This window comes from Streptomyces sp. NPDC019531 (assembly GCF_044903305.1).
GTDB lineage: Bacteria > Actinomycetota > Actinomycetes > Streptomycetales > Streptomycetaceae > Streptomyces.
Genome location: NZ_JBJDQL010000031.1, coordinates 23,889 through 36,722, shown reverse-complemented (window position 1 = coordinate 36,722; position 12,834 = coordinate 23,889). Strand labels below are relative to the sequence as shown.

General features: G+C 71.4%; 11 protein-coding genes and 1 pseudogene. 4 read left to right on the top strand and 8 right to left on the bottom strand.

Translation table 11 applies throughout. The annotated features are described in order from the left end of the window. Nucleotides 1-20 precede the first annotated feature (20 nt). The 4 genes and pseudogenes from ACI2L1_RS29995 to ACI2L1_RS29980 form a co-directional block, all read right to left on the bottom strand. Nucleotides 21-1,641 (bottom strand): annotated as a pseudogene (locus ACI2L1_RS29995) (phosphoenolpyruvate--protein phosphotransferase). A 114-nt stretch (nucleotides 1,642-1,755) separates the two neighbouring features. Further along, nucleotides 1,756-4,440, bottom strand: a complete 2,685-nt coding sequence (ppdK, locus tag ACI2L1_RS29990; RefSeq protein WP_404742527.1) for a pyruvate, phosphate dikinase — start codon at nucleotides 4,438-4,440, stop codon at nucleotides 1,756-1,758. A 105-nt stretch (nucleotides 4,441-4,545) separates the two neighbouring features. Beyond that, nucleotides 4,546-5,556 (bottom strand): alcohol dehydrogenase AdhP, encoded by a 1,011-nt coding sequence (gene adhP / locus ACI2L1_RS29985; RefSeq protein ID WP_404742526.1) that lies wholly within the window; start codon nucleotides 5,554-5,556, stop codon nucleotides 4,546-4,548. A 125-nt stretch (nucleotides 5,557-5,681) separates the two neighbouring features. Further along, complete coding sequence (locus tag ACI2L1_RS29980) at nucleotides 5,682-6,554, bottom strand: universal stress protein (protein WP_404742525.1); 873 nt, start codon at nucleotides 6,552-6,554, stop codon at nucleotides 5,682-5,684. Nucleotides 6,555-6,907: 353 nt separating this feature from the next. On the opposite strand from ACI2L1_RS29980, the gene ACI2L1_RS29975 reads away from it, so the two are divergent. The 4 genes from ACI2L1_RS29975 (at nucleotide 6,908) to ACI2L1_RS29960 (ending at nucleotide 10,805) form a co-directional block, all read left to right on the top strand. Further along, nucleotides 6,908-7,600 carry a response regulator gene (locus tag ACI2L1_RS29975; RefSeq protein ID WP_404742524.1) on the top strand — a complete coding sequence of 231 codons (693 nt, stop codon included), beginning with the start codon at nucleotides 6,908-6,910 and terminating at the stop codon, nucleotides 7,598-7,600. 127 nt (nucleotides 7,601-7,727) lie between these two features. Then, the gene (gene gap, locus ACI2L1_RS29970; protein ID WP_404742523.1) at nucleotides 7,728-8,756 is read left to right on the top strand and encodes a type I glyceraldehyde-3-phosphate dehydrogenase; all 1,029 of its coding nucleotides are present in this window, start codon (nucleotides 7,728-7,730) and stop codon (nucleotides 8,754-8,756) included. Nucleotides 8,757-9,048: 292 nt separating this feature from the next. After that, nucleotides 9,049-10,038 carry an Acg family FMN-binding oxidoreductase gene (locus ACI2L1_RS29965; protein ID WP_404742522.1) on the top strand — a complete coding sequence of 330 codons (990 nt, stop codon included), beginning with the start codon at nucleotides 9,049-9,051 and terminating at the stop codon, nucleotides 10,036-10,038. A 257-nt stretch (nucleotides 10,039-10,295) separates the two neighbouring features. Next, the gene (locus ACI2L1_RS29960) at nucleotides 10,296-10,805 is read left to right on the top strand and encodes a hypothetical protein (RefSeq protein WP_404742521.1); all 510 of its coding nucleotides are present in this window, start codon (nucleotides 10,296-10,298) and stop codon (nucleotides 10,803-10,805) included. Nucleotides 10,806-10,875: 70 nt separating this feature from the next. Here the strand turns inward: ACI2L1_RS29960 and ACI2L1_RS29955 are convergent, their stop codons facing one another. The 4 genes from ACI2L1_RS29955 to ACI2L1_RS29940 form a co-directional block, all read right to left on the bottom strand. Continuing rightward, entirely contained in the window at nucleotides 10,876-11,226 is a 351-nt protein-coding gene (locus ACI2L1_RS29955; protein WP_404742520.1) for a cupin domain-containing protein, read from the bottom strand. A 13-nt stretch (nucleotides 11,227-11,239) separates the two neighbouring features. Next, nucleotides 11,240-12,085, bottom strand: coding sequence for a class I SAM-dependent methyltransferase (locus ACI2L1_RS29950; protein ID WP_404742519.1), 846 nt, complete (start codon nucleotides 12,083-12,085; stop codon nucleotides 11,240-11,242). A 161-nt stretch (nucleotides 12,086-12,246) separates the two neighbouring features. Then, a complete protein-coding gene (locus ACI2L1_RS29945; RefSeq protein WP_404742518.1) occupies nucleotides 12,247-12,492 on the bottom strand; it encodes a hypothetical protein in 246 nt (81 codons plus the stop codon). A gap of 5 nt (nucleotides 12,493-12,497) precedes the next feature. Then, the gene (locus ACI2L1_RS29940) at nucleotides 12,498-12,800 is read right to left on the bottom strand and encodes a hypothetical protein (RefSeq protein WP_404742517.1); all 303 of its coding nucleotides are present in this window, start codon (nucleotides 12,798-12,800) and stop codon (nucleotides 12,498-12,500) included. Nucleotides 12,801-12,834: the final 34 nt, after the last annotated feature.

The window sequence follows — 12,834 nt, the reverse complement described above, 5'->3', positions numbered from 1 at the left end:
CGACAGGGGGCGAGGGGTGGTCAGCGGCGTCCGGCAGCCGCACGGACGCGTTCGTCCGTGCCGGAAATGGCGGTGCGGGCCGCGGCGGCTGCTCGCCGGCACTGGGCGAGGGTGTGCCGGGCCAGTTCGGCGCGGACGTACGGCAGTGAGGCTGCGCCCATGGACAGGCTGGTGACGCCGAGTCCGGCGAGGACGCAGGCGAGCAGTGGGTCGGCGGCGGCCTCGCCGCACACGCCGCAGCTCTTGCCCTCGGCGTTCGCGGCGCCGGCGGCCGCGGCGACGAGGTCGAGGAGGGCGGGCTGCCACGGGTCCTGCAGCCGGGCGAGCGCGCCTACCTGTCGGTCGGCTGCGAAGGTGTACTGCGCGAGGTCGTTGGTGCCCAGCGACAGGAACCCGACCTCCTGGAGGATGGACCGGGCGCGCAACGCGGCGGAGGGAATCTCGACCATCGCGCCGGTCTTCGCCCGCAGGCCCGTCTGGCGGCAGGCGTCGACGAAAGCCTTGGCGTCCGCGCGGTCCGCGACCATCGGCGCCATCACCTCCAGCTGTACCGGCAGGCTCGCGGCCGCCGTGGCCAGTGCCCGCAGCTGCGAGTGCAGTACATCGGGGTGGTCGAGCAGCGTGCGCAGCCCCCGCACGCCCAGCGCCGGGTTCGGCTCGTCGCCCGGTGTGAGGAAGTCCAGCGGTTTGTCCGCGCCCGCGTCCAGCACCCGCACCACCACCCGGGCCTCGGGAAATGCCTCGAACACCTGGCGGTACGCCTCCACTTGGCGTTCCTCGGAGGGCGCCTGCCCGCTGCCGTCGAGGAAGAGGAACTCGGTGCGGAACAGGCCGACGCCCTCGGCGCCCGCCGCGAAGGCGGCCGGTACGTCCGCGGTGCCCCCGGGACCGGAGGCGGAGGCCAGGGCCGCCTCGTGGGCGGCGGCCAGACGCTCCAGTTCGGCCCGCTTGCGGGCATCCGGCTCCAGGAACTCCTCGCCGGTACTGCCGTCCACCGCGACGACGGTGCCCTCGGCCACCCCGGTGGCGCCGGGCAGCGCCACGACGGCCGGTACGCCCAGGGCGCGGGCGAGGATGGCACTGTGGCTGGTCGGCCCGCCCTGCTCGGTCACGAAGCCCAAGACCAGGTCCGGGTACAACAGCGCGGTGTCCGCCGTGGCCAGGTCGCGCGCGAGCAGCACGTAGGGTTCCTTGCTGTCAGGCAGGCCCGGCATGGGCACTCCGAGCAGCCGGGCGATGATGCGGTCGCGTACGTCGTCCAGATCGGCGACCCGGCCCGCGAGGTACTCGCCCGCCTTTGCCAGCAGCGCCCGGTAGGCGGCGAAGGCGTCGAAGACCGCGCGCTCGGCGCCGCTGCCCCCCGGCGATACGCCGCTCGACCTCCGCCATCAGTTCGGGGTCCTGTGCCATCAGGGCCTGGGCCTCAAGGACCGCTTGTGCCTCACCGCCGGCCAGAGCACCGCGCGCCGTGAGATCCGCGGCAACCGCGTCGGCCGCCCGCCGGGCGCGGCCCTGTTCACCCCGCACGGCCTCGGGCGGGATCCGTCGGTCGGGCGGCTGTAGGACCGCGGTCCCCATGTGGCGTACCGTGCCGATCACCACACCCTGGCTGCCACCGACGCCTCGAAACGTTGTCTCCATCGTGCCTGTTCTCCGAATAGGTGCGGCGGCGCACCGCCGCACATCGTCGTCGTCTCACATGGCAGCCGGCGGCCCACAGGACCGACGCCGGACCTTCATCCCCGGCCTCGTGTGTCACCGGCTGTCGCTGGCCTCGGTCTCGGGTAGTGCGGCCCGTCCGGCCTCCAGACGGGCGACCGGGACACGGAACGGCGAGCAGGAGACGTAGTCGAGCCCTACGGCGTGGAAGTAGTGCACCGAGTCCGGGTCTCCTCCATGCTCGCCGCAGACGCCGATCTTCAGCCCTGGGCGTGCGGCGCGGCCCTCGGCGACCGCGATCTGGACCAGTCGGCCCACGCCGTCGCGGTCGATCGTCTCGAACGGGGAGACCTTGAAGATGCCCTTGTCGAGGTAGGTGGAGAAGAACGCCGCCTCGACGTCATCGCGGGAGAAGCCCCACGTGGTCTGGGTCAGGTCGTTCGTGCCGAAGGAGAAGAACCGCGCCTCCTCGGCGATCCGGCCCGCGGTGAGGGCGGCCCGCGGTAGTTCGATCATCGTGCCGATCGGGCACTCCACGGGGACGCCGGAATGGGTGCTGACCTCGGCCAGTACCTGTTCCACCTCCTCGCGCACGAGTCGCAGTTCCTCCACCGTGTCGATCAGAGGCACCATGATCTCCGCTCGCGGGTCGCCACCTGCTCGCTTGCGCTCGACGACCGCCTCGGCGATGGCCCGTACCTGCATGGCGACCAGGCCCGGCGCCACCAGGCCCAGGCGTACGCCGCGCAGGCCGAGCATCGGGTTCTCCTCGTGCATGCGGTTCACGGCGTCCAGCAGTTCGGCGTCGTGCGCGCTGGGCGGGGTGCCGTGGGCCTCGGCGGCGGCGAGGCGTACGGCGAGTTGGGTGCGGTCGGGCAGGAACTCGTGCAGCGGCGGGTCGAGGAGGCGGATGGTGACCGGCAGGCCGTCCATCGCCTCCAGGATGCCGATGAAGTCCTGCCGTTGCAGCGGCAGCAGCGCGTCGAGGGCACGTTCGCGTTCGGCGTCGGTACGGGCGAGGATCATCGCCTCGACCAGCTGCCGCCGGTCTCCGAGGAACATGTGCTCGGTGCGGCACAGGCCGATGCCCTCAGCTCCGAACCGGCGGGCACGTGCCGCGTCCTCGGGGGTGTCCGCGTTGGCCCGGACCCCCAACCGCCGCACTCCGTCGGCCTGTCGCATGGCGCCGTCCACAGCGTCGACCAGCCCGGCCGAGGCTTCGCCGGTCTCGAAGTACCGCATCACCGCTGAGTCCACCAGCGGAGCCGCGCCGGCGTACACGGCGCCTTCCGAGCCATCGACGGAGACGACCGTGCCCTCCTCGACGGTGGTGTCGCCCACGGTGAAGCGGCGCTCCTGCGGGTCGACGGCGATCTCTTCGGCACCGCAGACGCAGACCTTGCCCATGCCCCGGGCGACGACCGCCGCATGGCTGGTCTTGCCGCCCCGGCTGGTCAGCACGGCCTGGGCCGCGACCATGCCGGGCAGGTCGTCGGGGGTGGTCTCCTGCCGTACCAGGACGACCTTCTCCCCGGTGGCGGCGCGCCGGACCGCCTCGGCGGAGTCGAACACCGCAGCGCCCACTGCGGCGCCCGGCGAGGCCGGGATGCCGTGCGCGAGCGCGTCACCGACAGCGAAGGTGTCGAAGCGGGGGAACATCAGGCGGGCGAGACCGTCGCCACTGACGCGCGCCAGACCCTGGTCGGAGGTAATGAGTCCCTCGTCGACCAGTTCGGCGGCGATGGTGAAAGCGGCCTCGGCGGTGCGCTTGCCGACCCGGGTCTGCAGCATCCAAAGTCGGCTGCGCTCGATGGTGAACTCGATGTCGCACAGGTCCCGGTAGTGGGTCTCCAACGTCCGCATGTGCTCGCGCAGTTGGGTGAACGCCTCGGGGTTCAGACGGCCCAGTTCGTCCAGGGGGACGGTGTTGCGGATGCCCGCGACGACGTCCTCGCCCTGGGCGTTGGGCAGATAGTCGCCGTACACGCCTCGGGCGCCGGTGGCCGGGTCGCGGGTGAAGGCGACGCCGCTGCCGGACTCGGGACCGAGATTCCCGAAGACCATGGTCTGCACGTTGACCGCGGTGCCCAGGTCGTCGGGGATGTGCTCGCGGCGGCGGTAGAGGCGGGCGCGCTCACCGTTCCAGGACTCGAAGACGGCCAGGACCGCCCGGCGCAGCTGCTCGGCGGGGGACTGCGGGAAGTATTCGCCCGTCTCCTGACGGATCAGCTCCTTGTACGCCTCGACGAGCCCGGCCAGATCGGCCGTGTCCAGGCCCAGATCATCCACCGCGCCGCGGGCCTCCTTGAGGCGGGCCATCACGGTCTCGAACAGTGCACTGTCGACGCCCATGACGGTGCTGCCGAACATCTGCACAAGTCGGCGGTAGGAGTCCCAGGCGAAGCGTTCGTTACCTGAGGTCTTCGCCAGGCCGAGAACGGAATCGTCGTTGAGGCCGATGTCGAGGATCGTCTCCATCATGCCGGGCATGGAGAAGCGGGCTCCGGAGCGGACGGAAAGCAGCAGCGGGTCGTCCGGCTGCCCGAGCTGACGCCCGGCGGCCTGCTCCAGGGTGGTCAGTTGGTCGGAGATCTCGCGGGCCAGGCCGTCCGGCTCGGTGCCGGTGGCCAGGAAGGCACGGCAGACCTCGGTGGTGACGGTGAAGCCGGGCGGCACCGGCAGGCCCATGCGGGTCATCTCGGCCAGGTTGGCGCCCTTGCCGCCGAGCAGGTCGGCCATGTCACGGCCGCCCTCGGTGAACGCGTACACGTAACGGTCCATGACGGTGTTCTTCCTTCCTGCTTCCCAGAGGGAGGGTGCGCCTCGGCTACTCGCGGAGCTGCACCTCGGTCGGCGCGCGAGGTGCAGCAGCCAGGCGTTGACGGGTCACATCTCGAAGACGATGCGTGCCTTGACCTGCCCGTTGAGGACTTCGGTGATGGACTCGTTGACGGTGTCCAGGGGCCGGGTCTCGTAGATCACCTTGGTGCGGCCGGAGGCGTGCAGCTGGAACACCTCGTCCAGGTCCTGGCGGGTGCCGACGATCGAGCCGATGACCGAGGTGCCGTTCAGGACGGTGTCGAAGATCGGCACCTGGATGGTTCCGCCGGCGGGCAGGGCGACCATGACCAACTTGCCGCCGCGCCGCAGACCGCCGTAGACGGAGGCGAAAGCCTGCTCGCTGACGGCCAGCGCGATCGCCGCGTGGGCGCCGCCGTGCTGCTTGAGTACCTCGGCGGGGTCCTCTCTGCGGGCGTCGATGAGGATGTCCGCGCCGAGCTTGCGGGCGAGGTCGAGCTTGTCGTCGGTGACGTCGATCGCGGCGACCGTGGCTCCAGCGATCTTCGCGTACTGCACGGCGAGGTGGCCGAGACCGCCGACCCCGGAGATCGCCACCAGTTGGGTCGGGCGTACTCCGGCGACCTTGAGGGCCTTGTACGTGGTCACGCCTGCGCAGGTCAGCGGGGCGGCGTCGCGCGGGTCGATGCCGTCGGGGACCACGGCGGCGAAGTCAGCGGGGGCGAGCATCTTCTCGGCGTATCCGCCGTCCACGCTGTAGCCGGTGTTCTGCTGCTGCTCGCACAGCGTCTCCCAGCCGGACAGACAGTGCTCGCACCGCCCGCAGGCCCAGCCCAGCCAGGGCACCGCCACCCGCTGCCCGACCGCCAGGTGCGTCACCCCTTCGCCGAGCGCCTCGACGATGCCGACACCCTCGTGACCGGGGACGAACGGCGGGGTCGGCTTGACCGGCCAGTCGCCGTGCGCCGCGTGGATGTCGGTGTGGCACAGCCCGGACGCCTCAAGGCGGACGCGGACCTGGCCGGGGCCGGGCTCCGGATCGGGCCGCTCCTCGATCACCAGCGGCTCGCCGAAGGACCGGACGACTGCTGCCTTCATGTGGTGCTCCTCAGGTCTGTCTGGTCGGTGCGGTTCCAGGGTCGAACGGGCCGCGCTGCTGCGGCAGGTACCGGACGTCCCCGGCGGTGGGGCCACCCGGCCTCAAGCCGAGCGGAATCCGGCCCTCAGTCGTGAGGCACGACGGCGACCGGGGCGGCGGCATGGTGCAGCACGGCGTGGGCCACCGGCCCGATGCGCATACCGAGCGCCGGACGGTGCACCCGGCGGCCGACCACCACGAGTCCGGCCCGCGCGGCGGCCTTCAGTACGACTCCGGAGGGGCGGGCGAGATCGACCGTGTGGGCGACGGGGACCTGCGGGTACTTCTCCCGCCATGGCGTGAGAGCGTCAGACAGTGCCTTCTCCGCCTGCCCCGTGATACCGCCTTCCTGGCTGGCCAGCCGCCCCACAACCGGGCCATATCCGTACAGCGGTGGCAGGTTCGGCGCGTGCGCGATGCGCAGCGCGGTCCTGCGGGCGGCGGCCGCGTCGAAGGCGAATTCCAGCAGCGCAGTGGCCGGGTCGCCCAGGTCGTCGAGCCCTACCACGACCTCCCCACCATCGTGCTTGGCTGCCGAGCGGGCGTTCGCCCGCACCATGACCACCGGGCTGTTCGCCCGGGCGAGCACCTGCTGCCCGACGGAACCGAGCAGGAACCCGGCAAGGGCGCCGTGACCGGTGGAGCCCAGCACCAGCATCCGAGCCTTCTCCGCCTGGCCCAGCAGCACCTCGGCCGCGGAATCTGACACCTGCTCGGTGCTGACCGTCAGTTCCGGATGCCTCCCGCGCAGCTCCTCCTCGGCCTCCCGCAGCATGTGCAGAGCCCACTGCTTCTGCGTGTCCAGATCCTGCGCGACGGGCACATCGTGTGGCCGCCATATCCAGGCATGCACCAGATGCAGCGGCAGGGTGCGGTGCTGTGCGTCGCGGGCGGCCCAGTCGGCGGCAGCCAGGCTTTCGGGGGAGCCGTCTATGCCGACGGTGATGGGGCGAATCATGGGAAGGGACCTCCGGATACGGGACCAGCGGGCCGTGGACGACTGAGCCGGCCCTCGTCCCGAGCCTCACGACATGGCGGCCGTGGTTCCAGGGGCCGATGGTCCCGACTCGAACGGCCTGGTCCTCACGGCGAAGGTCCGCCCGGTATGCCCGGCGTTCGGCACCGGCCGGCACCGGGCAGGCGAAAGACAGCGGTACTCCATGGGAAGGCGGGAACGCCGGAGCGAAAAGGGCCGACCGGCCCTGGCCGTTCGGCCCGGAATCGCGCAGGATCTGCGACAGGGAGGGACCGGTCCCGCCCATCTGGCGGTTTCCGGTGCCAGAGACAGACGACACAGGACAGGAGCCGTCGATGGCGGACAGCGAGCGACCCGGACCCGACAACCCGATCCGGGTCTTCCTGCTGGACGACCACGAGGTGGTACGGCGCGGGGTGCACGACCTGCTGAACGACGAACCGGACATCACCGTGATCGGCGAGGCCGCGAACGTGGAGCAGGCACTGGTCCGCGTCCCCGCGCTGCGCCCGCAGGTGGCCGTGCTCGACGTACGTCTGCCCGACGGCGACGGTGTGACCGTGTGCCGGGAGCTGCGCTCGCAGATGCCGGAGCTGGCCTGCCTGATGCTCACCTCCTTCGACGACGAGGAGGCCCTGCTGGACTCGATCATGGCGGGTGCCTCGGGATATGTCCTGAAGCAGATCCAGGGCTCGGACCTGGTATCGGCCGTGCGCACCGTGGCCCGCGGCCAGTCCCTGCTCGACCCCAGCGCCACCGCCAAGCTGATGGCCCGCCTGCGCCAGGGCCAGGAGCCGGAGCCCGAGCCCGACGCCCTGCCGGGACTGACCGAGCGGGAGCGGGAGATCCTGGCCCTGATCGGCGAAGGGCTCACCAACCGCCAGATCGGCCAGCGGCTCTACCTCGCGGAGAAGACGGTGAAGAACCACATCTCCCGCCTGCTGGCCAAGCTCGGTGTGGAGCGGCGTATCCAGGCCGCCGTCATCGCCACCCAGGCCCAGGACCGGCGCAAGCAAGAAGGACACTGACGCAGCACGGTGGGCCCTGGGGCCGAACGTCCCCCGGCTCGCCCCCATACGGCCCAAGCCCGATCGCATTCCCGGCCGGAAGGCTGGCAGCGCACACAGACGCGGATCGATCGGGAGGGCGACGAACATGAGCGTGCGCGTGGGAATCAACGGCTTCGGCCGCATCGGACGCAACTACCTGCGCTTGGTGTTGGAGCGCGCTGAGACATCGGCGGGCACATCGGTCGAGGTCGTGGCGATCAATGACATCACCTCGCCGACCGCACTGGCCCACCTGCTGGCGTACGACTCCACGTACGGCCGCATCGGCCGCACCGTGGAGCACGACGACGACTCGATCACCATCGACGGACACCGCATCGCCGTCACCGCCGAACGCGGCCCGGCCGCGCTGGCCTGGGGCGACCTCGGAGTGGACATCGTCATCGAGTCCACGGGCCGCTTCCGCACCCGCGAGCAGGCCGGCCTGCACCTGGCGGCCGGAGCGCGCAAGGTGCTGCTGTCCGTGCCGGGCAAGGACGTTGACGCCACCGTCGTGATGGGCATCAACGAGAGCACCTACGACCCGGAGCGGGACCACGTGGTCTCCAACGCCTCGTGCACCACCAACTGCGTCGCGCCCATGGTGAAGGTGCTCGACGAGCACTTCGGCCTGGTCAAGGGCCTGATGACCACCATCCACGGCTACACCAACGACCAGGTCGTCCTCGACGGCCCGCACAAGGACCTGCGCCGCGGCCGCAGCGCCGCCGTCAACATCATCCCCACGTCCACTGGCGCGGCCCGCGCGGTCGGCCTCGTCCTGCCGGAACTGGCCGGAACCCTCGACGGCATCGCTGTACGCGTCCCCGTCGAGGACGGCTCCCTGACTGACCTGAGCGTGGTCCTGGAGAGGCCCGTGACGGCGGACGAGGTCAACGCCGCCTTCCGGGAGGCCGCCGACGGTCCGCTGAAGGGCATCCTGCGGGTCTCCGACGCCCCCATCGTCTCCCGCGACGTCATCGGCGACCCCGCATCCTGCGTCCTGGACGCGCCGCTGACCCAGGCGCACGGCGAACTGGTCAAGGTCTTCGGCTGGTACGACAATGAGTGGGGCTACACCAACCGGCTGCTCGACCTGACCGAGTACGTCGCCGCCCGGCTCCCGAGGAACTGACGAACCCGGGTCGCTGGACCGAGAGTGGCACGCGGCCCGTCGGCTCGGGTACGACAGCGCCTGCTTCGGCGGCCCCGGACGGCGGGACGACTTGGCCTTTGTCGGCCGAGTGCGGCCGTGGAGTCTGGCGGTCGGGCGCACCGCACAGTGCGGTGGATTTCCGCGACCCAAGGGTGCCGGCGGACGGCGGCGGCAGTGGCCCGCCATCGCGGTGGTTCCCGCAGGTACCGCCCTCCGCCCGTTGGGGTACCCGCTGGAGGGGACCCGTCGCATCCGGAGCTAGGAGGGCGCCATGGCAACGCGACTCGAGGAGAGGACGGTGGCGAAGCTGGTGGCGGAAGCCACGGCGGCCCCGTCCATGCACAACGCGCAGCCGTGGCGTTTCCGCTTCGTGACCGGCGAGCGCCGTCTGCTGCTGTACGCCGACCCGGAGCGGGCCATGGCCCGCGCGGATCCGGACAACCGGGCGTTGCACATCGGCTGCGGCGCGGCGCTGTTCAATCTGCGCGTCGCCGCCGCGCACGCGGACCTCGTCCCGGAGACGCGACTGCTGCCCGAGCCGCACGACCGGCTGTTGCTCGCCGCCGTGCACCTGGCCGAACCGGCCGGGCGTCCGCGGGACGACGACCTGGTGCGGCTGCACCCGGTGATCCGGCAGCGGCACACCAGCCGCCACCCTTTCGCGGACAAGGACGTGCCTGAGGACGTGCGGGCCATGTTGCGGGATGCGGCCGGGCGGGAGGGAGCCGAGCTGCTGTTCCCGGGCCTCTGGCATGCCGAGTCCGTGATCGACCTGGTGCGCGACGCGGAAAGCCGCGACGTCATGGACCCCGAGGCCAACGAGGACCTGGTCCGCTGGACCCGGCTCGGGGCGGAGGCGGACACCGCCGTCGACGGCGTTCCCGAGTACGCCTTCGGCCCGCGCAAACGGGACGGCAAAGCTCCCGTACGGGACTTCGCCGGGCGCAGGCCGGTCGCAGATCGCGGCGCCACCACCTTCGAGCGCACGCCGCACCTGGCCCTGCTCAGCACCCTCGGCGACGGCCCCACCGACTGGCTGCGCGCCGGCCAGGCCCTGGAACGCGTCCTGCTGGAGGCCACCCTGGCAGACCTCGCCACCTCCCTGACCTCCCACGCCCTGGAGGATCGCGAGCTGCGTCTGCTGGCACGCGACCCGGGAACGGGCACAGGCCAGGTCCAGATGGTGCTGCGGCTCGGCTACGGGCCAAGGGGCCCGGCTACGCCCCGCCGCCCCGTGGCAGATGTGCTCGACATTGTGTGACCAGGGCCGCGGGCCCTGGTCATCTTGTGAGGGCCGGTCGGCCCTGTTCGGGAAAGCAGGCCGGGCCCGGGTTGCCGAAGCGTCGCCGGGCACAATGCCGTTCATGGCAGACGAAGCGGTTGATGGCGCAGATACTCCTCAACTAGGCGAGGCCGTCGAGCTGGTGGCGTGACTTCCTGGGCGTTGAGCCGTTGGCCGCGGCCATTGCCTCACTGGAGCGGGACCTGACGGGTACGCCCGCGAGGGAGGTCGGTGACATGGCGGCCGCCCGGGGGTTCAGTCCCGAACTGATGGTGGCAGCCCTGACTGTGTGGGAGAGCCTCGGTCGGCTGAACGACGTCATCCACGCGGCCGGGATCGTCCTGGCCCTTCCTCATCTTCTGGAAGACGGGGAGGAGATCGCCGCACGTCCTTCGCCGGCCGCCGGCAACGACCCGCATCGGCCGTTCGACCTGGAGACGGACCGGCGTGTGGCGGAGTTCAAACTGGCGCGGCGGCGCGGCGCGGACGCCATGCGCCAGCGGCAGACGTTCAAGGACCTGGTCATGCTTGCCGCCGACCGCACCGGTCGGCGCGCCGAGTTGTTCGTCGTCGGGGCCGAACCCGGCCGCTTCCTGCACACGTCCAGGGCGACGGCGGCCTGGGCTCTGGACCGGACCCCGCACGCGCGCCGCGTGTTCGAGGAGTCTTTCGGGTTCCCTGGACGTCTCCGTCGCGGAGTTCACCCGGCGCCAGGCCGGTCATGTCCGGGTCACCGACCTATGTGACGTGCTGCCGCCCATGGTGGCAGCGGTGCTGGTGCGCTGATCAGGGCAGCAGGGCGCGGCGGGGCGTCGGTCATGCCGCGGAAGGCAGCCCGGATTCGGTCGGCTCCGGGGCGGGCAGCATGGTCAGCAGCATGACGCTGGGCTCGGTGGCGTGCACGGTGTGCGGCAGCCGTGCGGGCAGATGGATCCAACTCCCGGTCTTCGCCTCGGTCTTCTCGTCGCCCAGGACGAGGTCGAGTCGGCCCTGGACGACCTGGATGACCACGGGCAGGGCGGACGTGTGCTCGGTTAGTTCCTGGCCGGCGGCGAAGGCGAAGCCGACCACGCGCAGGCGGTCGTCGCGGTACAGGACACGGCTGAGCGTGCCGTCCTCGGGCACGGTCAGTTCGGCGACCAGGTCGGTGATCACGGTGGCGGTCATCCGGGGTTCCTCCTCAGTGCTGGGACGGGGTGGGGACGGCGAGCAGACTGATCGCGCCCAGGTGGGCGCTGTGGCGTCGGAAGACGCGGCGCATGTGCAGTACACGGCGCAGGGCGGCTGGGTTCCGCAGCGCCCGGCCGGCGATGCGCAGGGCGGGGATCAGCCCTTCGTCGGCGACGAGCCGACGCGGTTCGAGCAGCGCCATCGGCGCCGTTTTGTGGGCGGTGACGGTGAAGCCCTCGTCGGCGAGGAGTTCAGTCCAGCCGCTGGGCGTCAGGGGACGGGCGCCGACGTGGATGGCCCCGTGCAGATCATGGGTGATTCGTTCGGCGAGTGCCGGGTCGAGATCGTCGGGCAGCAGGCACAGTTCGTGGATGGCGTACCGGCCGGTGGAGTCGTCGAGGAGGCGCCGGGCCTCTCGTACGATGCGCCGCTTGGCGGGTTCGGGCTGCATGGTGAGCATCGCCTCGCCGTACACGACGGTGGCCGCGCCGTCCGGCAGCCCGGTGTCTGCGGCGTCCGACCGCACGGCACGCACCTCGGTCGCGCCGGGGCCGACGAGAACGCTCAGCGTGGCCACGGCGGTGGCGTCGCGGTCGACGGCGGTGTAGGCGGCCGGGCGGCGGGCGAGGGTCAGCCGGGCGGTGGCCCCGAGCCCGGCGGCCAACTCCACCACCCGGTCCTGTGGGTCCACGCCCAGGGCGTCCAGCATCCACCGGGTCAGCTCCACACCGCCGGGGCGCAGCACGCGTTTGCCCAGGCGGGCCAGCAGCCAGTGGCCGGGCATGCGGGCGGCGTCCAGGCCGTCGCCGGGAAGCGAGATGTTCTTCTGCAGGGCCCAATGGTCCGTCGATGCCATGTTCGTGCCTCGTCTCTGCCTGCATCGGTACTACTTAGGTCAACCTAACTTGGCGTGGTGGCGGGGGCGTGGGCCGAACGTCCCGATTGAAAGGCCCAGTGGGCCCGTCACAGCAGGCGGCTTCAGCGCGGCCGGAAGCACGCTCCAGCTCCGTGGTGCCCCTACCCGTCGTGGAACAGGTCGGTGCAGAGGTAGCGCTCGCCGGTGTCGGGCAGGACGACGACGATCAGGGCGCCCTCGTGCTGCGGGTGGTGGGCGAGGGTGGTGGCCGCGTGAAGGTCCTGCACGAGTTCGCCGACCGCGGCCTGCTGCGCCTGACCCGGGGCCCTATCACCCTCCTGGACCCGGCGCGTCTGAAGGGGACGAAGCCGGATAGCCCCGGCAGCCCGCCGCGAGGAGACCGTCATGGAACTCACTGTGCTGGTCGTACCCGCATGACCCAGCGCCGCGCCGGAGCGAGCGGCTGGACCTCGTCCTGCGGGGACGTGACGACATCACGGTGACCTGGCGTGAGGTCACGGACGCACACGAAGCCGAGCGCCTCGGCATACACGGATTGCCGACTCCGCTGGTCGATGGAGTCGATCCGCTCGCCCAGCCCGGACAATCGCAGAGCTTGTCCTGCAGACTCGGCGACCTCCCCGCAGTGGACCGGCTCCGCGAACTCCTCACCCGGACACTCCGGCCTGATCCGGGGCAACGACCATCTGGTCATGGCCGGACCCCTCGTGCTTGCTGCCTCCTCTGGA

Excerpts from the sequence above, each read along its gene's own strand:
- ppdK (WP_404742527.1), bottom strand. The coding sequence starts at position 4,440 with ATGGACCGTTACGTGTACGCGTTCACCGAGGGCGGCCGTGACATGGCC.
- adhP (WP_404742526.1), bottom strand. The coding sequence starts at position 5,556 with ATGAAGGCAGCAGTCGTCCGGTCCTTCGGCGAGCCGCTGGTGATCGAG.
- ACI2L1_RS29980 (WP_404742525.1), bottom strand. The coding sequence starts at position 6,554 with ATGATTCGCCCCATCACCGTCGGCATAGACGGCTCCCCCGAAAGCCTG.
- ACI2L1_RS29975 (WP_404742524.1), top strand. The coding sequence starts at position 6,908 with ATGGCGGACAGCGAGCGACCCGGACCCGACAACCCGATCCGGGTCTTC.
- gap (WP_404742523.1), top strand. The coding sequence starts at position 7,728 with ATGAGCGTGCGCGTGGGAATCAACGGCTTCGGCCGCATCGGACGCAAC.
- ACI2L1_RS29965 (WP_404742522.1), top strand. The coding sequence starts at position 9,049 with ATGGCAACGCGACTCGAGGAGAGGACGGTGGCGAAGCTGGTGGCGGAA.
- ACI2L1_RS29960 (WP_404742521.1), top strand. The coding sequence starts at position 10,296 with ATGGCGGCCGCCCGGGGGTTCAGTCCCGAACTGATGGTGGCAGCCCTG.
- ACI2L1_RS29955 (WP_404742520.1), bottom strand. The coding sequence starts at position 11,226 with ATGACCGCCACCGTGATCACCGACCTGGTCGCCGAACTGACCGTGCCC.
- ACI2L1_RS29950 (WP_404742519.1), bottom strand. The coding sequence starts at position 12,085 with ATGGCATCGACGGACCATTGGGCCCTGCAGAAGAACATCTCGCTTCCC.
- ACI2L1_RS29945 (WP_404742518.1), bottom strand. The coding sequence starts at position 12,492 with ATGACGGTCTCCTCGCGGCGGGCTGCCGGGGCTATCCGGCTTCGTCCC.
- ACI2L1_RS29940 (WP_404742517.1), bottom strand. The coding sequence starts at position 12,800 with ATGACCAGATGGTCGTTGCCCCGGATCAGGCCGGAGTGTCCGGGTGAG.